General features: G+C 55.9%; 19 protein-coding genes and 2 pseudogenes. 2 read left to right on the forward strand and 19 right to left on the reverse strand.

From position 1 onward, the window contains the following. The first annotated feature begins 19 nt into the window (after positions 1–19). A protein-coding gene (locus ACVBEG_RS14355) for an IS3 family transposase (RefSeq protein WP_447107390.1) occupies positions 20–1,182 on the forward strand; the annotation gives its coding sequence in 2 pieces (ribosomal slippage) (positions 20–275 and positions 275–1,182; 1,164 coding nt in all). 4 nt (positions 1,183–1,186) lie between these two features. Here ACVBEG_RS14355 and ACVBEG_RS14360 read toward each other — a convergent pair. The 7 genes and pseudogenes from ACVBEG_RS14360 to ACVBEG_RS14390 all read right to left on the reverse strand — a co-directional run. Further along, positions 1,187–1,489: pseudogene (locus ACVBEG_RS14360) on the reverse strand (reverse transcriptase domain-containing protein); the annotation flags it as partial. Between the two features lie 260 nt (positions 1,490–1,749). Further along, the gene (locus ACVBEG_RS14365) at positions 1,750–2,253 is read right to left on the reverse strand and encodes a GNAT family N-acetyltransferase (protein WP_322178748.1); all 504 of its coding nucleotides are present in this window, start codon (positions 2,251–2,253) and stop codon (positions 1,750–1,752) included. Positions 2,254–2,270: 17 nt separating this feature from the next. Further along, the gene (locus ACVBEG_RS14370; protein ID WP_322178747.1) at positions 2,271–3,233 is read right to left on the reverse strand and encodes an NAD-dependent epimerase/dehydratase family protein; all 963 of its coding nucleotides are present in this window, start codon (positions 3,231–3,233) and stop codon (positions 2,271–2,273) included. 103 nt (positions 3,234–3,336) lie between these two features. Beyond that, positions 3,337–4,701, reverse strand: a complete 1,365-nt coding sequence (locus ACVBEG_RS14375; RefSeq protein WP_322178746.1) for a DUF1329 domain-containing protein — start codon at positions 4,699–4,701, stop codon at positions 3,337–3,339. A 27-nt stretch (positions 4,702–4,728) separates the two neighbouring features. Further along, positions 4,729–6,597, reverse strand: coding sequence for a DUF1302 domain-containing protein (locus ACVBEG_RS14380; protein WP_322178745.1), 1,869 nt, complete (start codon positions 6,595–6,597; stop codon positions 4,729–4,731). Between the two features lie 120 nt (positions 6,598–6,717). After that, positions 6,718–7,257 (reverse strand): NADPH-dependent F420 reductase, encoded by a 540-nt coding sequence (locus ACVBEG_RS14385; RefSeq protein WP_323569459.1) that lies wholly within the window; start codon positions 7,255–7,257, stop codon positions 6,718–6,720. A 47-nt stretch (positions 7,258–7,304) separates the two neighbouring features. Beyond that, a pseudogene (locus ACVBEG_RS14390) lies at positions 7,305–7,779 on the reverse strand (DUF6392 family protein). Positions 7,780–8,120: 341 nt separating this feature from the next. Between ACVBEG_RS14390 and ACVBEG_RS14395 the strand changes: the two are divergent. Next, positions 8,121–9,644 carry an IS3 family transposase gene (locus ACVBEG_RS14395; RefSeq protein WP_323569457.1) on the forward strand — a complete coding sequence of 508 codons (1,524 nt, stop codon included), beginning with the start codon at positions 8,121–8,123 and terminating at the stop codon, positions 9,642–9,644. On the opposite strand, the gene ACVBEG_RS14400 is transcribed toward ACVBEG_RS14395, so the two are convergent. The 12 genes from ACVBEG_RS14400 to grxD form a co-directional block, all read right to left on the reverse strand. Further along, positions 9,536–10,519 (reverse strand): reverse transcriptase N-terminal domain-containing protein, encoded by a 984-nt coding sequence (locus ACVBEG_RS14400; protein ID WP_416151995.1) that lies wholly within the window; start codon positions 10,517–10,519, stop codon positions 9,536–9,538. The genes ACVBEG_RS14395 and ACVBEG_RS14400 overlap by 109 nt on opposite strands. A 597-nt stretch (positions 10,520–11,116) precedes the next feature. Beyond that, on the reverse strand, positions 11,117–11,524 hold the full coding sequence (locus ACVBEG_RS14405) for a group II truncated hemoglobin (protein ID WP_322178741.1): 408 nt from the start codon (positions 11,522–11,524) through the stop codon (positions 11,117–11,119). After that, the gene (gene erpA, locus ACVBEG_RS14410; protein ID WP_322178740.1) at positions 11,494–11,844 is read right to left on the reverse strand and encodes an iron-sulfur cluster insertion protein ErpA; all 351 of its coding nucleotides are present in this window, start codon (positions 11,842–11,844) and stop codon (positions 11,494–11,496) included. Before erpA ends, ACVBEG_RS14405 begins: the two co-directional genes overlap by 31 nt. A 57-nt stretch (positions 11,845–11,901) precedes the next feature. Then, positions 11,902–12,906, reverse strand: coding sequence for a lipoyl synthase (lipA, locus tag ACVBEG_RS14415; RefSeq protein WP_322178739.1), 1,005 nt, complete (start codon positions 12,904–12,906; stop codon positions 11,902–11,904). 28 nt (positions 12,907–12,934) lie between these two features. After that, positions 12,935–13,255 (reverse strand): Rieske (2Fe-2S) protein, encoded by a 321-nt coding sequence (locus ACVBEG_RS14420; RefSeq protein WP_322178738.1) that lies wholly within the window; start codon positions 13,253–13,255, stop codon positions 12,935–12,937. Positions 13,256–13,397: 142 nt separating this feature from the next. Then, positions 13,398–14,426: a GTP 3',8-cyclase MoaA gene (gene moaA, locus ACVBEG_RS14425; protein ID WP_322178737.1), complete on the reverse strand. Its 1,029-nt coding sequence runs from the start codon at positions 14,424–14,426 to the stop codon at positions 13,398–13,400. 54 nt (positions 14,427–14,480) lie between these two features. Further along, a complete protein-coding gene (locus ACVBEG_RS14430; protein ID WP_322178736.1) occupies positions 14,481–14,747 on the reverse strand; it encodes a hypothetical protein in 267 nt (88 codons plus the stop codon). Positions 14,748–14,758: 11 nt separating this feature from the next. Continuing rightward, positions 14,759–15,097: a tetratricopeptide repeat protein gene (locus ACVBEG_RS14435; protein ID WP_322178735.1), complete on the reverse strand. Its 339-nt coding sequence runs from the start codon at positions 15,095–15,097 to the stop codon at positions 14,759–14,761. Continuing rightward, positions 15,094–17,046 carry an aconitate hydratase gene (locus ACVBEG_RS14440; RefSeq protein ID WP_322178734.1) on the reverse strand — a complete coding sequence of 651 codons (1,953 nt, stop codon included), beginning with the start codon at positions 17,044–17,046 and terminating at the stop codon, positions 15,094–15,096. Before ACVBEG_RS14440 ends, ACVBEG_RS14435 begins: the two co-directional genes overlap by 4 nt. 125 nt (positions 17,047–17,171) lie before the next feature. Next, positions 17,172–17,396 (reverse strand): CDGSH iron-sulfur domain-containing protein, encoded by a 225-nt coding sequence (locus tag ACVBEG_RS14445; protein ID WP_323568260.1) that lies wholly within the window; start codon positions 17,394–17,396, stop codon positions 17,172–17,174. 81 nt (positions 17,397–17,477) lie between these two features. Beyond that, positions 17,478–17,738 (reverse strand): BolA family protein, encoded by a 261-nt coding sequence (locus ACVBEG_RS14450; RefSeq protein WP_322178733.1) that lies wholly within the window; start codon positions 17,736–17,738, stop codon positions 17,478–17,480. 71 nt (positions 17,739–17,809) lie between these two features. After that, the gene (gene grxD / locus ACVBEG_RS14455; protein ID WP_322178732.1) at positions 17,810–18,145 is read right to left on the reverse strand and encodes a Grx4 family monothiol glutaredoxin; all 336 of its coding nucleotides are present in this window, start codon (positions 18,143–18,145) and stop codon (positions 17,810–17,812) included. Between the last annotated feature and the right edge of the window lie 20 nt (positions 18,146–18,165).

The following is an 18,165-nucleotide window of genomic DNA, read 5'->3' on the forward strand; positions in this document are numbered from 1 at the left end:
CGCCAGATCGAGGTGTCAAATGACCAAACAACGCCGTACCTTTTCTGCTGAATTCAAACGCGAGGCTGCCGACCTCGTGCTCAAACAAGACTACAGCTACATCGAAGCCAGCCGTTCACTCGGCGTCGGCGAGTCGGCACTACGCCGCTGGGTCACGCAGGTTCAGCAGGAGCGCCAAGGCGTTACCCCGCAGAGCAAAGCGCTGACACCGGAACAGCAAAAAATCCAGGAGCTTGAAGCCCGGATCGCCCGCCTTGAACGGGAAAAATCGATATTAAAAAAGGCTACCGCGCTCTTGATGTCGGAAGATCACGAGCGTACGCGCTGATCACTCAGCTGAGCGTCCATGAGCCGGTTGATTGGCTGTGTAAAGTGTTTGAAATCAACCGCTCAAGCTACTACGCCCACCGTCTCAAGCGCCGAACGCCTGATGTCGAACGGCTTCGATTGCGCAGCCGAGTGAGCGAGTTGTTTTCACAAAGTCGCAGTGCTGCGGGCAGCCGTAGCATCCTCACCTTGATGCGTGACGATGGTGAGCAACTCGGCCGGTTCAAAGTGCGCAGCTTGATGCGTGAGCTTGACCTCGTGAGCAAACAGCCAGGTTCACATGCCTACAAACGAGCGACGGTTGAACGGTTAGATATTCCGAACATCTTGAATCGGGAGTTCGATGTCCCGGCACCCAACCAGGTGTGGTGCGGCGACATCACCTACATTTGGGCCCAGGGGAAATGGCACTATCTGGCTGTCGTGCTGGATCTTTGCGCACGCCGAGTGGTGGGCTGGGCGTTGTCAGAAAAGCCGGACGCCGATCTGGTTATCAAGGCGCTGGATATGGCTTACGAGCAACGAGGAAGGCCTCAGGGCCTGCTGTTTCACTCGGATCAAGGGTCGCAGTATGCGAGTCGTTTATTTCGCCAGCGTCTGTGGCGTTATCGAATACGCCAGAGCATGAGTCGCCGGGGAAATTGCTGGGACAACGCGCCAATGGAGCGCGTGTTCCGCAGCTTGAAAACTGAATGGATACCGACTCTGGGTTACAGAACCGCCCAAGAAGCCCAGCGTGATATCAGCCTTTTCTTGATGCATCGGTACAACTGGATTCGACCCCATCAATTCAACGGTGGGATGGCGCCAGCTCGGGCCGAAGAAAAACTTAACGTCGTGTCCGGGATTAGTTGACCACTACAAGGAGCTTTCCGTTGTACTTGCGCAAGTTCCATCCGAGGAAGTCGAACCCGTCCTCTATGTGCGTTATTTTGGTTTTTTCCGCAGAGAGGACAAGTCCACGCTCTGCCAGAAACTCAACCAAAGCGGGCCTGACTTCATTCTCCAGCCATTCTTTCGAACAGCCAGTGATGATGAAATCATCTGCATAACGCACCACGCGCATCTTTCGGCCTGTCCACTTTGCATTGGGAAGTTTCTTCGCCAGCATCGCTTCCAAACCATCCAAGGTCATGTTGGCCAACACCGGAGAAATAACGCCGGCAACAACAGAGCAAACTCTCGGATAAAATGGGGGCTGCGCATTGCCAGGGACAGTTTCGCCCCAAGGCATGCAGGATGCCCCCACGTCGAAATTGTTCTCGTCATTGAGGGCATTACCCCCACTGATGGGAGACTTCAGTCATGAGCCGAAAGTCGCGTATCTGGCATATTCGTCTGGCTTTTGAGCCAAATCGGTTCTCTTGTGAGCAGCTCGAGAGGGCCTACGAGCAGCTTAAGCCGACAGAATCGCGGGCTTCCTCAGAATTGTCGCCATCCCAGCCCTCTGTGACAAAGCCTCGTGCTGCCAAGCGAGGTGAGCAATGAGCGAGACTGTGATGGTGGCGCTCTACGCCCGCGTGTCCTCTGACCAACACGCTCCATCACCACAAAATCCCTGCCGTTTTCGCTGAATACTTGCCCATTACTGGTCATACCCAAACATTGGTAATGACGTACCCTCTCTTTCCTCGCGTTGCACCATATCGTGGTGATTTTTTTGCGCTGCAACTCGGTCATGACATAAGCCAACAATCTCTCGGTCAAGCCCTGGCCTTGATGGCTTGGAAGGGTGGCGAGCTTTCTGAACTGTACTCTGTCGGACTGGATGAACACCGACATCACACTGATCAGCACACCCCCCTCGAATAAACCGTAGTGTGTGCCCGCGCCTTCAGCGTGGGCCACAACACCCGCAATACCTTGGTCATACCAAGTCACCGCGTTGATCACCGTCAGGGTTTGCTCGGCGCTTATCTCTCGCATTGAGATATTCATTGCTATCAAGAAAGCGCAGACAGACCGTTTTCTTGACGCGTTAGGGCTATCAACTCTCGATAACCGTCCTCCAGCGTTCGGTGCTGGATATCCAGCTCGCGCTCCATGCGGCTGCTGTCGATGGCGGGAACCGGCATTGCAGGCGCGCGTTCATTGAAGCTGATCTGCATCCCGGGCATCAGCGATCGGCCGATATCCGCAAGCTCCCCGAACGAAACATAACGCCCACCAATCTGGTAAACCTCATGCGGCAACGTCGGCGCCAATAACGCCTTGGCAAACACTTCAGCAATGTCATCGACATGGGCCAGTACGATGTGTTGCTCAGATGAATAGGGGAAGTTAACTGGTAACCCCATGCCGCCCTGCGTACCTATCAGATTCACCCCGCGCGCGCCCACTTTGACACCCGGTCCATACACACCGGGAATACGAAAACTGACGATGTCTGTCTTCAATAGACGGTTGTATTCGTGGGCCAGGTGCTCACACAAGTGCTTGCCGATCCCATAAGTCGTAGAAGGCAATGCCGGTGATTCTTCGGTGATGGGGCCAGGAATCGTCCACGGTTTTTCCAGCCCATGGTATTGCACTGAACTGGGGAACACGACGCGTTTGACACCCGCCAGCCTGGCCGCCTCAAACAGATGAAAGGTGCCGGTATTCATGATCATTTGCTGCTTATATAACTGATCGGCTTGCTCTGGCCGTTCACTGACACCGCGCTCTTGGGCCGAGAAAAACACCATGTGCGCGATACGATCAATCTTGTACTCACTGAGCGTGGCAGCAATCGAGTCGTAGTCCGTTATATCACCGACGACCATACCGATTTTGCTAGCGAGATCACCCAGCCTGCCGGGTGAATCCTTTAGCTCAAGACACACCACCTCCTCGCCCCGTTCCACCAGATTCTTGATGACGCTGGCGCCAATAAAGCCCTTACCACCTGTTACCAAAATAGCCATGCTATCTCTCCTTCTTTCTATAAGTAGCTTAAATACGCGCGGGTGATCACTCGCTAACACGGGCGCCACAGACAGGGCGCCCCGTCAAAGCATCAAACAGTTGTCAACGAACGCCATCGCTGCGCAGCGCGTTGGGCGAAAAATCGTTGGCCGAGGTTTTTAAGCCATACTGAACCGAGTTTTTTTCCTCGTTGTTCATGCCAATGGCGATATAGCGGCCGGCGACCAAGTCACACAACGCCTCAAGCGCGTAAATCGGCACTTGCTTGTCGTACTGGGTGTACGACTGAGCCTCGCCGACACGCCACAACTGTCCACGCCCGTCGTAAAGATCCGATTCGGCGATTTGCCACGTGTCCTCATCCAGGTAAAAGCGACGCTTACCATAGATGTTGCGATCACTCGGTTTCAGGGTCGCCTCCACTTCCCATATCCGGTGCAGTTCGTAACGAGTCAGGTCCTGGTTGATATGCCCTGCCTTGAGAATGTCGGCGTACTTCACCTTGGGCGAAGCCAGGCGAAAATTGTTGTAGGGGATGTAAACCTCTCGCTTGCCGATCAGTTTCCAGTCGTATCGATCAGGTGCGCCGTTGAACATATCGAGGTTGTCTGAAGTTCGCAGGCCATCGGCGGCAGTGCCTGGACTGTCATAACCAATTTGTGGCGCCCGACGAACCCGACGCTGGCCAGCGTTGTAGACCCAGGCCATACGCGGCACCTTCACCTGGTCGATGGTTTCGTGGACCAGCGAAACGCCTCCGGCCAGACGCGCCGGGGACGTTATTTTTTGCTTATAGAGATAGAGGATGTTTTTCGCCATTTCCGGATCAAGATCAGGAAGGCTTTCAGGCATTGCCACTTCATCTTCAAAAGTGACCAATTGGTAATCGCCGCCGGCTTGCGGCGTTGCCTGCACAATGCTGCGTTTGAGGGACCCACCGCGATAACGGGTGATGTGATTCCAGATCACTTCAAGTCCGTTTTGCGGAATCGGGAACGCGTAATAGCGACTGTCCGTGAAGTTACTGAGGCCACTGCCACCTTCGAGAAGCCCTGTTTTGGCGGCACTGATTTTGGCGGCATCATAGATTTTCTGGGGTAGAGCAGCCGTTCGATGGGTCACGAATATCGGCAGGTGATAAGTCTGCGGATAGCGTTGAAACATCGCCAACTGGCCGGCGGTAAGCTTGTCTTTGTATTGCAGGGCGTTTTGCGCCGTGATGGTGAACAGCGGTTTTTCATTGGGAAACGGATCGCCCACAAAACCGTCGGTGACCGGCGCCGCGTTGAGCGGCAAGCCACCGGTCCAGGCGGGAATGCTGCCATCGGAATTGCCGGCTTTTTCCGCGCCGATGGGTGTCAGTGTGGTGCCCAGCTTTGCGACTTCACTGGCAGGAACGGCAGCCATTGCGCTACTGGCGACCAGCGTCAGTGCGCTGAGCATTTTTATTGTTGTGTGCAGGTGCATATGCGTCCTCATTGACTGAAGTGCGTCTTAGAAATTCACGCCGAAACTGAGAGATAGAAAGTCGCGATCGATGAGCGAGTTGTATTCACCCCCGGAGAAATCGGTGTAAGACAGGTTGGCCGTATAGGTGTTCTTGTAATCGGCATCGACACCAAAACTGAGGGCCTTGGCGCCCTGATTGAACAGGCCGTTCGGCCCATAGCCATGCACATCTTGGGACCAGGACACATTGGGTTTGAGGTTGATCCCCGCAAACACGTTGTTGTAATCCCAGATCCCGCGCATCCGGTATCCCCACGAACTGGCGGTCACAAAACCGCTGGTGCCGTACTCGGCCAATTGCGTCGGATCATCCGGGCTGCCGTAGGCAGGGTCACGGCCGTAGCGCATTTTGTCGGTACTCTCCAGACCACCGACGTAGGTAAACGCAGCCTCACCTACCAACGTGAAGCGCTCCGCGCCCATGACTTGATCGAAGAAGTGGGTGAACGTGGTCTGGGCCTGATAGATCTGCTTGCGGTTATAACCCCGGTTGTAAGCGCCTTCGGTCGAGGCGACAGGTGACGCCGTGCCTCCGGTCAAGGGGTTCAGGGTGGCGCGAGTCATGTCAGTGGGGTTGATTTGCAGGGGTGCGTTGGGCCGATAGCTGAACTCACCCGACCACGCCGTGCCCTCGGGCAATGTGGTGGCGAAACTCAGGCCGTACAGGTGAATATCTTCAGGGTATTCGAGGAAGTAACTGTCATTGCCCAACGTCGCGCTTTGCAGCAATGAGCTGGTAGCACTGGCGAGCTGAGCACGCGCCGCCGCCGGAATGCCAGGATTGGTCAGGCAGTTAGCCGGCAGCAGTTGGCTGGCACAGACCCCGCTGGCCAATGCGCCCGCCTTGGCCAGTACACCCGACGCGGTGCGCGTGGAGATAAACGGCGTTCGGCTGTGGTAGTTCATGTAGTACGCGTCGTACTCGGTGTTGTCGCCCTGCCAGCGCAAGACCAAACCGAACTGCCCGGCGTTGCGCGGGTCGTTGTCGCTGCCCCGTGGGATCTCCACGCCTTCACTGTTGACGTTGAAACCCAGTCCAACCGCATTGGCGATCGGCTCAAGGGGCGCGATGGCTGGGCTGCCAACACGGTTGTTGGCGTTACAACCCCGTGCCGCGACATCGGTGGATGAGAAGAATGTACCGCAGTTGTCCAGGACTGTTTTTTCCCAATTCAGCTGATAAAAACCTTCGACGCTGAGCTTGTCAGTCACCCCTTGAGACAGGTACAGCATGTTGACCGGAATCAGGCCTTCCTTGATCTCCGCACCCGGCCGCCGAAACGCCGAGACGTCGATCGGGTTGATACTGTTGATCGAGTTGCCAATGAAGGTACTTTCGCCCCAACTGACCACCTGCTTACCGGCGCGCACGCTGCCGGGTAAATCGGTGATGCTGTAGTTGTGATAAACAAAAGCATCGAGAATTTCCCCACCGGAAGACTTGGCACCTTCATCACGGTGATCATTGCTGATGGATTTGAAATCGCGGTCGCCGTCCTCCAGCTCAAAGTCGTACCAGTACTTGCCCCGAACAAAGACGCCGGTATCGCCATACTTGAGTTCAAGGTCGTGGATGCCTTTGAATATTTTCGAAAAAGCGTCGCCGCGCTTGAAGTTCAGACGGCCATCGTCGCCAGTTGCTGAGAATGCTTTGCCGCCGTTATTGATACCGACCAAACTCTTGTTGATCGCCGAGGTGCCCCGACTGGCGCCCAACGACAGTGATGAGTCAAATTGGCCCTGAATGTCTCCCATGTCGAAACTGACCGCGTAAGCCGGTGCGGTCATGCCTACCGCTATCGCGATGGCCAGCGTGCGCGTAGGAAACGTGTCAGGCCGTATTGTCGTTGTCATTCGGCACTCCTGATTATCGATATTATTTTTGTTATAAACGGCCACGTTTGGTGGCCGGATCAGTTGTCTGTTTTGCGTCTATGGCTAAGTGTTTACAGGGTTCAGAAAGGCTTTTGAGAATCAGCTTTTTTCACGCCACGAGCCTTCGGCTACACGGGTGCCCGCATTGATCAGCGCCTCCTTGAGCTCATCCAGCGTCAACGACACACAATATGCCGGGCGAGCGCGTTCGAAACGCCAACCCTCGGCCAGAGGGCCTGCGTCCAGAACATCAAAACCGAGTTGGTCAATGAGGTCGGCGACGACCTGTTTTGCCTCTTTATCGTCCCCCGCAATCGGCAGCGCACGGCGTCCTGGCGTGCCCGCCTCCTGTGCACCGGATTCGATATCGCGCTCAAGGATGGCGTTGAAAGCCTTCACGATCCGGGCTCCTTCCAAGTGTTTTGCAACCAGCTCACTGGTGGTAGTGGACTGGGTGTCGAGTGCGTCGACGTTGCCGTCGCGCTGGGGGTAATAGTTGTTGGCGTCGAGCACGACTTTGCCTACCAGCGGCGTGGGATCGATGTCTTGATAGGCAGAAAACGGAATGGCAACCAGCACGATATCGCCGAACCGGGATGCGTCCGCGGCACTACCAATTTTGCATCCCACCGAAATCATGGTGCTGGTCAGCGGCACCCCTCGGACAAAAAGGTCGCATCCAGGTGCTAGGCGTGTGATTTTTCGCTCAGTCGGAACACCACCATTTCCACGTCCATTTCGGCGTTGTATTTAAAAACCGCCTGAGTCCCTTTGGGTATGCTCGGAAAACGATAGGTATCAGACCCTCCTGTCATGCCGCGAATGGGCAGCTTGAAAGGTGCTCTTGATTCAAAAGGCTCTCCGTACTGGGATCGTATTCCCCCCCTGATTCATTCGGTTTTTAAGTTCGTAGGGCAGCTTGCCTTTGTAAGTTGGCTCTCCTTCGAAGCTTTCCTGCAAGCTAATAAATAGAGTTTCAAACCGTTGATTGCTGGCCCAGAATCCCAGCTCGATACCCGGCTCAGGCGACCTTGATAAGGTGTCGCTGTCCTCAAAAATACCTTTTGGCGGGCCGCCTGGAAGATACATTCCGGATGCGATCAGTTCGGGGTAAGCGCGTCCGAGACTTTTCACCAGGTCATCAATCATTGCTGCGTTCATATCAATACCAGCCTTGTTCCTGATGGAGGTTGTGCAGGTCGGTGCGTGCCGTTTCGATCTGCTCGTCGGTAAAGCCTTCTTCCAGTAGGTAAGGCTTGGTATCACCTTACATTCCTTACATTGACACTGCCAAACCGCCCGGCATCCCTGGCTATAACAGCTATATCGGCAACCATAAGTTGACTGTCAAACTCGACACTAAGTATTGACACATACTGATGCCGGTCAGGAGCTGGTTTGACACACATAGCGGAGCGAGTTAGCTCTAGGACTGTTGTTGCTGATGCAAATTTGACCCACAGGGGATGCGGCGGAAATCTTGGACTACCTGGAGGTAGTTCATGTATTCATACGAAGACCGTATCCGAGCGGTCAAGCTCTACATCAAACTGGGCAAGCGAACCGGGGCAACTATTCGTCAGTTGGGCTACCCGACGAAGAACTCTTTGAAGAGCTGGCACGCAGAGTACGAGCGATGCCTCGACCTGCCGCGTGGCTGCGAGAACTCGAAGTCGAAGTACTCACTGGCCCAAAGGGAAAAGGCTGTCGGGCACTATCTCGAATACGGTCGCAACATCGCCGCTACCATCAAGGCGTTGGGCTACCCCGCGCGGGATTCGTTGCGTGCCTGGATTTACGAAATGCACCCCGAGTTGCATACGCGTGTTGTCGGTCGATCAGACGGGTTAGCCCGGCCGCCAGCGGTCATCGCGCTGTGCACGCGAAAAGAAAGTGCGAAAGCCCTGGCTCAAAAGCTGGGCGTGTGCAGGCCGACCTTGTACAACTGGAAAAAACAGCTACTCGGCCCAGAGGTATCCCCATCCATGAAGTGTCGACTTGAACCCTCATCGTCACCGGAACGAGAGGAGTTGCAGCGGCAACTCGAATCTCTCCAGCTCGATGTTCGCCGTTTGCAGCTTGAACATGACCTGTTGATGAGGGCGAATGAACTCATAAAAAAAGAGACGGGCATCAACCGGCAAGTCCTGACCAATCGGGAGAAGACATTGCTGGCTGATGCCCTTAGGCAGAGGTACTCCTTGCTAGAGCTGCTTGACGCGTTGGGCTTGGCCCGAAGTTCCTATTTCTATCATCGAGCCCGAATGCAGGTCGCGGAAAAGTACACCGAAGTGCGTCGTGCCATGGCGGACATATTCGAGCGCAATCATCGTTGCTATGGCTACCGTCGGATGCGAGCTTCGTTGAGCAGGCAGCGTGTGCGCCTTTCAGAGAAGGTGGTGCAGCGCTTGATGAAGCAGGAGAGCCTAGTCGTCGCCAAGCCGAAACGGCGTCGATACAGTTCCTACCTCGGGGAGATCAGTCCGGCGCCGGAAAACCTCCTCAACCGCGACTTCACGGCCCTAGCTCCGAATGAGAAATGGCTGACCGACATCTCGGAGTTCCAGATCCCGGCCGGCAAGGTGTACCTGTCCCCCATGATCGACTACTTCGATGGGAAGGTAATCAGTTGGTCGATCGGCACGCGTCCCGACGCCGAGCTTGTGAACACGATGCTGGATGCCGCTATCGAAACGGTGGCCAGCAACGATAAACGGCCTGTTGTTCACTCCGATCGTGGCGCTCACTACCGCTGGCCCGGCTGGTTATCGCGCATCGCTGATGCGAAGCTGATTCGTTCGATGTCGCGCAAAGGCTGCTCACCAGACAACGCGGCTTGTGAAGGTTTCTTCGGCCGACTGAAAACGGAGCTGTTCTATCCTCGCAACTGGCAGTCAACGAGCATCGAGCAGTTCATTCAGGCCTTGGATTCATACATTCGCCGGTACAACGAAAAACGTATAAAGATTTCCCTCGGCGCGCTCAGTCCCATTGAGTATCGTGAAAGCCTAGGCTTCGCGGCATAACCAGTCCAAGTTTTTGTCCGCATCCCCGCATATCTGACGACGTTTATCTTGGACTTTTCACGCGCGCGTTTCGTCGGTCCCACGCTGGCATGCACTGCCGCTTCCAGTCCGTCTAACGCCATGTTTGCGATCACCGGTGAAATGATTCCCCCCTGCGGGGTACCGGCCTGCGTCGCAAACAGAGTTCCTTCATCGATAAACCCAGCCTGAAGCCATCGCCGCAGGATCGTCTTATCCATCGGTATATTCTTGAGCATCCATTCGTGGCTAAAGTTATCGAAGCAGCCACGGATATCACCCTCAAGTACCCACACTGGCGACTTACGTTTGGCCAGCGTGATGAAACAATATTCGATGGCGTCGGCGGTCGAACGGCTGGGTCGAAACCCATAAGAGTTTGGATCCGCTAAGCTTTCTGAAACAGGTTCCAGAGCCAGCTTCCACAGTGCCTGCATCGATCTGCAGAGCATGCGGGGAATTCCCAGCGGACGCTTCTGGCCATTGCTCTTGGGGATGTAAATACGTCGAAGCGGCAACGCCCGGTAGCTGCGATGTCGCATTGACTCCATCCCGTTCCACTTGGCCGCCGGGGTCGCCCAGATTTTGCCATCGACACCCGGCGTTCTCTTGCCACGATTTTCTGTCACTCGTTTGACGGCTAACATCTTGCCGCTGTGCGAGTGGGTCAACAGGTGTTGCAAGGCTTTCACCTTGCCCCACCGGCCTTCCATTGTTGCCTTAGCGATACGCCCTTGGAGTCGTTTCACGTCTTCTTTGATGAGGCCCCAGTTTGCCTGAAGCCACATCCTTTCAGCGTGCGAAGGCGCACCAGTACCGATCGCCGCTGCTTTCACAGTGCTACCAATAGCCGTCATCTGCTTTCCTTCGAGTTACGATTAATCAAGTTCTCTCGCCATGAATGACCCTACGGAAGTCTGCCCACTTTCGCGTCGAGCAATATTTCAGCCCGTATCCCGCCCATTACAGGCAGGCCTTCGCTTTTTCCGTATTCCTCTACCCGCAGCACCCACAGCGTTCCTTGCGGTCCACCTGCCGTTTCCGGCGGCACTACGGGCTTACCCTGTTCCGTCTGAATTTCTGAGCGGGGCGGCCCCCTCCTATTCGCCGGCGGCCTGCTGTCCATGATGACCCAGGAATCAAGGGGTTCATACCTGGCCGCGTACCGTTTTGGTTCAAGCCTGTCAGCACATTTGGCTTGTTGAGCATGACGACGTTTAACAGAGGTTCACATATGTTGGTCGTAGCCGCTCGTTCCTAGCCCCTCACCACCTTTGTGCTGGTAGATTCCGCTTCCCCTCGCGGGTAGGCGTACCGAAAATCGGCGGGTACATTGTCCCCAGAGCTTCACACCGAGCTGTTACCGGCCCCGCATGTCCAGGTAGGAAACGGTTGATGGAACAACCGGTTTTATCAGGAGAAAACTCTCCAGTAAAACAGAAATTCAGACGACCTCAGGTCGCACGGTTCCGTTGCTCCCCAAACCCCTCCGATAACTCTTGGCACAGAATGGTGTTTTCCACCTCCTCATGGAGTGCGCTGTCCATGCAAAGTAGCCATTGGTCGCGTTCGGACTCACTGATGGAAAAAGGCAGGTGGCGCCGGCGCAGCATGGGATCGCCATATTCCTGCACATAAAGCGCTGGTTCGCCCATCCAGCCACACAGATATTTGAACAGTTTTTCCTGTGAGCCTTGCAAGTTTTCAGGGTGCAGATGACGAATGCCATAGGACTCCGGCAGTTCGTCCATGATCTGGTTGAAGCGCGTGACCAGCGCGCGTACCTTTTCAGCACCCCCGATTCGGTTGTAGTGCGTCGTCACTTTTAAAATCAGACTGAAAAAGAAGATCCGCAGCCGCAAGTTGACGTCGCGCCCGGATTTTTGATGACGAATTGTGCCCCTTCCAGGTCATTCTTGTAGTCGATTTCTGCGCCGACCAGGTACTGGTAACTCATAGAATCGATGAGTAATTGAACGCCATTTTTAACCATCGTCGTATCATCTTCATTGACTACTTCGTCAAAAGAGAATCCGTACTGAAACCCTGAGCAACCACCTCCTTGCACAAATACGCGCAGCTTCAAGTCCGCATTTCCTTCTTCCTCAATTAATTGGGCGACTTTCGTTGCTGCATTATCACTAAAAATGACCGGTGCTGGCATTTCAACAATTGCATTCATTTGTTGCTCCAAGTAAATATTAAAATTAAACCGCTAATGCTGAGCTTGTATCGATCATCAGACTACTCCTGCTCTGGCTGCCTGCTCATCGGCATGGTATGAACTGCGCACCATCGGGCCGCACGCAGCGTTCACAAATCCCATATTGTAAGCTTCTTGCTCATACATCTTAAAAGTGTCCGGGGCCACGTAGCGGCGCACCGGCAGGTGGCCGCCGGACGGCCGCAGGTATTGGCCAATGGTCAACATAGTGACGCCGTGCGCGCGCAGGTCGCGCATCACTTGCAAGAGTTCGGCATCCGTCTCGCCCAGCCCAACCATGATTCCGGACTTGGTCGGTATGCCTGCATGCCTATCCTTGAAATGTTGCAACAGGTTGAGTGAATTTTGAAAATCGGCGCCGGGACGCGCTTCCTTGTATAGGCGCGGCACGGTTTCGATGTTGTGGTTCAAGACGTCGGGCGGAGCGCTGCTGAGGATTTCCAGCGCCAGGTCGAGCCGACCACCGAAGTCGGGCGTCAGGATTTCGATGCGCGTGTTGGGTGACTGCGCGCGGATCTGACGGATACATTCGACAAAATGGCTGGCGCCGCCGTCGCGCAAATCATCGCGATCAACCGAGGTAATGACCACGTAATTGAGTTTCATTAACGCAATGGTCTTGGCGAGCCGTTCCGGTTCGTTGGCGTCGAGTGAGTCGGGGCGGCCAGTGCTCACGTTGCAAAACCGACAGCGCCGCGTGCATTTGTCGCCCATAATCATGAAGGTCGCGGTGCCTTTGCTCCAACATTCGCCAATATTGGGGCAGGATGCCTCTGAGCATACGGTCACCAGTGCGTTGGTGCGTACGATGTCCTTGATGTCGCTGTAGCGGCCCGACGATGAGGGGGCCTTGGCGCGGATCCAGCTTGGCTTTGGCAATCTTTCGCCTAGAAGGACTTCGTTCCGCTTGGTCTTCTGCGAGCCTCTTTGCTGGTCCGGCCGATTATGGAGATGATTGGTCTCGGATGGATGCGGCAGTACAGATACAATATTTCTAAAGGTGATGGTTTCGGTGGTCATGTTACTGGTGCCCTCACTAATTTAGTTATCAATCCCAGCGATCGTCGCGCACCTGAATCTCGCTGTTTTCGATGCGTACCGGGAAGGTGCGGGTCGGGTCGTAAGCTGGCGCAGACAATGCCGCGCCGGTGCGGATGCAAAAACGTGCACCGTGCCGCGGGCAAACGATCTGGTCGCCTTCGACGGTGCCGCCCGTGAGCTGTCCACCATCATGGGTGCAGACGTCTTCGATGGCGTAATACTGGCCGGCGAGGTTAAATACAATGATCTGCGTGTCATCCACATCTATAACCCGCCGCTCGCCTGGCCCGACCTCTTCGGTCCGTGCTACCGTGATCCATTCATTCATTCATTGCATTCCTTCATTCATACACCGACCCCGCCACATTGCGTGTTCGGTACGACCTTGTGTCATAAGAGATCCGCTCCCTCGTAACGCCGAATCGGATCGGGCGGCGTGGGCGAACTCAGGTTTGGTGCGCATTAAATTTTCAGCCGCCGATATAAGACATCTCGATTTTCTTCGTCCGCGCAGTCTCTTCTGTGCGAATTTCTGAATACCTGTCTTCGCGCTGATTCCAGATCAAGCCTATGGCAGCGGCAATCTGCTCGTCGCTCTTGCCCGAACGCATGAGCGCGCGCAAATCATGGCCGGACTGCGCGAACAGGCAGGTGTACAGCTTGCCATCGGTCGAGAGCCGGGCGCGGGTGCAGGTGGCACAAAAGGCTTGCGTCACGCTGGAGATGACGCCGATTTCGCCGCTGCCATCCGCATAGGCCCAGCGCTCGGCGACTTCACCGATGTAGTGGGGTTCGGCTTCGATGAGCGGCATCTCGGCGCTGATCATGCGCACAATCTCGGCCGAGGGCACGACATCGTTCATGCGCCAGCCGTTGGAGGCGCCCACATCCATGAATTCGATGAAGCGCACGATGTGGCCGCTACCCTTGAAACGCCGCGCCATCGCAACCACATCCTGATCGTTGACACCTTTCTTCACCACCATGTTGATCTTGATGGAGGCAAAACCTGCGGCGTGCGCAGCGTCTATGCCCTTCAATACATCGCTCACCGGAAAATCGACGTCATTCATAGCGCGAAACACCGCTTCATCGAGCGAATCGAGCGAGACGCTGATGCGCTGCAGGCCTGCTGCCTTGAGCGCGCGGGCTTGTTTGGATAGCAGCGAGGCGTTGGTGGTGAGGGTCAGATCCAATAGTTTTCCGTCATGCGTCTTGATGGCGGCCAGCATCTCGATCAAAACCTCGATGTTTTTGCGCAGCAGGGGTTCGCCGCCGGTGAGGCGGAGTTTCTCGACGCCGTGCGCAGCGAACAGGTGCGCCATGCGCGAGATTTCCTGGAAGCTCAACAGCTCGGTTTTAGGCAAGAATTTGTATTCTTTGCCGAACACTGCCTTGGGCATGCAGTAGGTGCAGCGAAAATTGCAACGATCTGTAACCGAAATCCGCAGGTCGCGCAACAGCCGGCCGCGTGTGTCCGCAAGCGTGCCGCCGGGCACGAGTTGAGGTCGACTTTGCTCCGCAGACTGTCTCGAATGAGAGGTCATACGTCTTTACCCTCTCACTCGGGAGTCGCTCGGCGGCGCCCACAAGGCGAGCGCTGGGTTGATCTCGACTGCATGAAACACCCTGGCTTGCGGCCCCACTGCATTACCGGCGAAGCGTCCGAGCCGCGTTGCGCAGCCGAAGAAGCCCGGCGCTGGCAAGCCGCCGCACGCCTTGCTGATGACCCTTGCGACCATGAACTGCTCCAGCGCCTCGGTGACCTGATGAATGGTGTTCAGCGATGCGAGTTCTTCCCATCCGAGTTCATTAGTCATTTTTATGGCTCCTATTTTCGATCATCGTGAACTGAGTTTTCGATACGGCGGGCGTATACGGTCATTTCCTTCGCGGCTTGTTTGTCGCCCTTCGCTTCAGCCACGGCGATGCCTTCGCGGTAGGCGAGCAAGGCCTCGGCGGGCTGGCCCGATTCGACTAGCGCGCGAGCCAGCAGCTTCCATGCGGCGGAGTATGTTGGATCCAGTATCACTGCCTGCTTCAGGTGGTTTGCGGCACTGGCCGGGTCACCGGCCTTAAGGTATTCGTTGCCCAGGGAGAAACGCAGCAACGTACTGTCCTTGCCGGCGGCCAGCATTTTCTCGAAGCTCTGAATGATGGATGTGGTCATGGGTATTCCAGGTTGTGGCTTTTTTGTCGAACCAGATTGATCAGACTGCCCGCCAGAACCATTTCAACCTGGCGCGGCGTCATCGGATGTTCGGTCTCATAGGTCTCGTTCTGGGTCAGATTGATCACCTGCACCCGATTTCCGTTGCGGATGGCATTTCGCACATCCGCGATGGCAAGCACATCACCTTGGGCGATTTTTTCCCAATCCTGCGGATCGACAAAGGTCAGGGGCAGGATGCCGAAGTTGCTCAAATTCTGCTGATGTATCCGCGCAAAACTTTTCGCAAGAACCGCCTTTAGGCCCAAATAGCGGGGTCCCAGGGCTGCGTGCTCGCGGCTCGAACCCTGCCCGTAATTGGCGCCGCCCACGACGAACGAGCCCTGCTGCCGACAGGCCATGGCCCTTGCATAGTAGGTCTCGTCGATCTGACTGAAAGCAAACTTGCTGAGCTCCGGGATATTGCTGCGCCAAGGCAGCGCCTTGGCCCCGGCCGGCATGATGCTGTCCGTGGAAATATCGTCCGCCATTTTCAATAGAACCGGCCCTTCGAGCTGATCGGGCAGCGGCTCCAGAGTCGGCAGCGGTTTGATATTGGGACCCTTCTCCAGCTCATACGACGCACCTTGCGGCGCGGGAGCAACCAGCATCTCGGTATTGAGTCGGTTGTTCTGCGGCTCCTTGAAGCGGGGGTAGGCCATGCCCAGCGTGCGCGGATCGGTGATCACGCCGGTCAGGGCCGAGGCGGCGGCGGTTTCCGGGCTGCACAGATACACCTGATCTTCCTTGCTGCCCGAACGGCCAGGGAAATTTCGCGGAACGGTGCGCAGGCTAATACGCCCGCTGGCTGGCGCCTGTCCCATGCCGATGCAACCGCCGCAACCCGCCTGATGCAAGCGCGCACCGGCGCGGATGAGTTTGCCGAGAACACCCAATTCGATCATGTTCTGCAAAATCTGCCGGGACGTGGGGTTGACGTCGAATGAAACACGATCATGTACCTGTTTGCCCTCCACGATCAGGGCGGCAATGGCAAAATCGCGCAGCCCAGGATTGGCCGATGAGCCGATGTAGGACTGATAAATTTCCCTGCCCGCCACCTCGCGCACCGGCACCACATTGCCCGGACTGCTGGGCAGCGCGATCAGCGGCTCAAGCTCCGACAGATTGATTTCGCTGTACTCGTCGTACTCTGCATTTTTGTCGGCGACGATTTTCCGCCAGGCATCCACGCGCCCCTGACGCTTGAGGAACACTTTGACCACTTCGTCCGATGGGAACACCGTCGCGGTGGCGCCCAATTCGGCGCCCATATTGGCGATCACGTGCCGGTCCATGGCGCTCAGAGTCCTCAAACCGGGACCGTAATACTCGATGATCTTGCCGATTGCGCCGTCCACATCGTGGCGCCGCAGCATTTCCAGGATCACATCCTTGGCGCTCACCCAGTCGGGAAGCTCACCGACCAGCTTGACGCCCCATATTTTCGGCATCTTGACGTAAAAGGGCTCTCCCGCCATCGCCATCGCCACCTCGAGGCCACCCGCCCCTATGGCCAGCATCCCCAACGAGCCGGCTGCACAGGTGTGGCTGTCCGAACCCAACAAGGTTTTCCCCGGCACACCGAAGCGCTCCATATGCACGGGATGGCTCACGCCGTTACCGGGCCGGCTGTACCAAAGACCGAACTTCTGGCAGGCGCTGCGCAGAAACAGATGGTCGTCTGGATTCTTGAAGTCTTCCTGGAACAGGTTATGGTCCACATACTGAGCGGAAAGCTCGGTGCGCACGCGCGAAATTCCCAAGGCTTCAAATTCCAGCATGACCAGCGTGCCGGTCGCATCCTGGGTCAGTGTTTGATCGATTTTCAAACCGATTTCTTCGCCGGGCGTCATGTTGCCTTCGACCAAGTGGCTTTCAATCAGCTTCTGCGTTACGTTTTTGCTCATGGCTGGCGCTCCTGTCGGTTGCATCCATAAACGGCTGTAGATTTCTGCGAATCCAAGCTGGACAGCACGAGGCTTCGATGTTCGCCGGCGCAAACCAGGGTTGGCCCCGCGGCGGCGACGACCGTTTAGAACGTGCGAATATCCAGAAATTCTCCGCTATGTTCGTGACGCTTTCCTGCGTCGTCGTACCAACAAAGACGATTGCCGTCCTCGTCCTTGGCGAGCTTATGCGCTCCGTCGCAGAACGGCTGATTCAGGGATAAGCCGCATTGGCATAGATATTTTTCTTCGCCGCCAATAACTAGCTTGTAAGGGCTACTGTGAGTGCGTTTTACCATGCGTGGCATCATGATCTCCGGTGGTATGTCTGCGTGTTGCTTTGTTGCTCATCGTATTGCTTGCGATATGGGCGCTTCTATAAAGCCCCGCTATCAAGTGGGTGTCCGAGTCTTCAGACGGTCGACGGCATGCACCGGGCCCTTGTCACCGTTTATCAGATCGGCGATGGCGCCATACACCAATCGCTGGCTCTGGAGCATGTTCTTGCCGGCGAACACTGCCGAGATCACCTCGATGTTGTAGTGACCGCTGCCGCCGCTCACTTCGGCCTGTGAATCGGGGATCTGGCGCTCGATGGCTTCGCGTAGCGCGTTGATGACGCTACCTTGGAACTCAGTGGGATGGGATGACATGCGGGTCTCCTTTATATAGATGATCTGTTCACGATCGAGCATTGACGCAAGTTTGGCTGCGCGCAGTTGTTTCACCCTTGGTCCTTGACCTGCACACCGATGAGCTGTTGGAGTTCTCCGGATGCATGCATCGCGTGGACGATGTCGCAGCCGCCGACGAACTGCCCATCGATGTAGAGTTGTGGAATTGTCGGCCACTCGGAGAACCGCTTGATTCCATCGCGGATCTCGGCAGAACTCAGTACATCTACCGTTTCGTAGCTTGGCTGCAGCTCGTCGAGGATCTTCACGACCTGGGCGGAGAATCCGCACTGCGGCATGTGGCGAGTTCCCTTCATGAACAGGACGACTCGGTTTTGCGCCACGAGGTGGGTGATCTTCTGGCGCAGAGGTTCGTTTAGGGACATGGTTGCTCCTTACTGGTTGG

The sequence above is a fragment of the Pseudomonas sp. GG8 genome (assembly GCF_052976945.1).

Coding starts and splice junctions, on each gene's coding strand:
- lipA (WP_322178739.1), bottom strand. CDS start 12,906: ATGACCACCGAAACCATCACCTTTAGAAATATTGTATCTGTACTGCCG.
- ACVBEG_RS14395 (WP_323569457.1), top strand. CDS start 8,121: ATGTATTCATACGAAGACCGTATCCGAGCGGTCAAGCTCTACATCAAA.
- grxD (WP_322178732.1), bottom strand. CDS start 18,145: ATGTCCCTAAACGAACCTCTGCGCCAGAAGATCACCCACCTCGTGGCG.
- ACVBEG_RS14430 (WP_322178736.1), bottom strand. CDS start 14,747: ATGACTAATGAACTCGGATGGGAAGAACTCGCATCGCTGAACACCATT.
- ACVBEG_RS14435 (WP_322178735.1), bottom strand. CDS start 15,097: ATGACCACATCCATCATTCAGAGCTTCGAGAAAATGCTGGCCGCCGGC.
- ACVBEG_RS14380 (WP_322178745.1), bottom strand. CDS start 6,597: ATGACAACGACAATACGGCCTGACACGTTTCCTACGCGCACGCTGGCC.
- erpA (WP_322178740.1), bottom strand. CDS start 11,844: ATGAATGCAATTGTTGAAATGCCAGCACCGGTCATTTTTAGTGATAAT.
- ACVBEG_RS14445 (WP_323568260.1), bottom strand. CDS start 17,396: ATGATGCCACGCATGGTAAAACGCACTCACAGTAGCCCTTACAAGCTA.
- ACVBEG_RS14400 (WP_416151995.1), bottom strand. CDS start 10,519: ATGACGGCTATTGGTAGCACTGTGAAAGCAGCGGCGATCGGTACTGGT.
- ACVBEG_RS14375 (WP_322178746.1), bottom strand. CDS start 4,701: ATGCACCTGCACACAACAATAAAAATGCTCAGCGCACTGACGCTGGTC.
- ACVBEG_RS14370 (WP_322178747.1), bottom strand. CDS start 3,233: ATGGCTATTTTGGTAACAGGTGGTAAGGGCTTTATTGGCGCCAGCGTC.
- ACVBEG_RS14385 (WP_323569459.1), bottom strand. CDS start 7,257: ATGATTTCGGTGGGATGCAAAATTGGTAGTGCCGCGGACGCATCCCGG.
- ACVBEG_RS14450 (WP_322178733.1), bottom strand. CDS start 17,738: ATGTCATCCCATCCCACTGAGTTCCAAGGTAGCGTCATCAACGCGCTA.
- ACVBEG_RS14440 (WP_322178734.1), bottom strand. CDS start 17,046: ATGAGCAAAAACGTAACGCAGAAGCTGATTGAAAGCCACTTGGTCGAA.
- ACVBEG_RS14420 (WP_322178738.1), bottom strand. CDS start 13,255: ATGAATGAATGGATCACGGTAGCACGGACCGAAGAGGTCGGGCCAGGC.
- ACVBEG_RS14365 (WP_322178748.1), bottom strand. CDS start 2,253: ATGCGAGAGATAAGCGCCGAGCAAACCCTGACGGTGATCAACGCGGTG.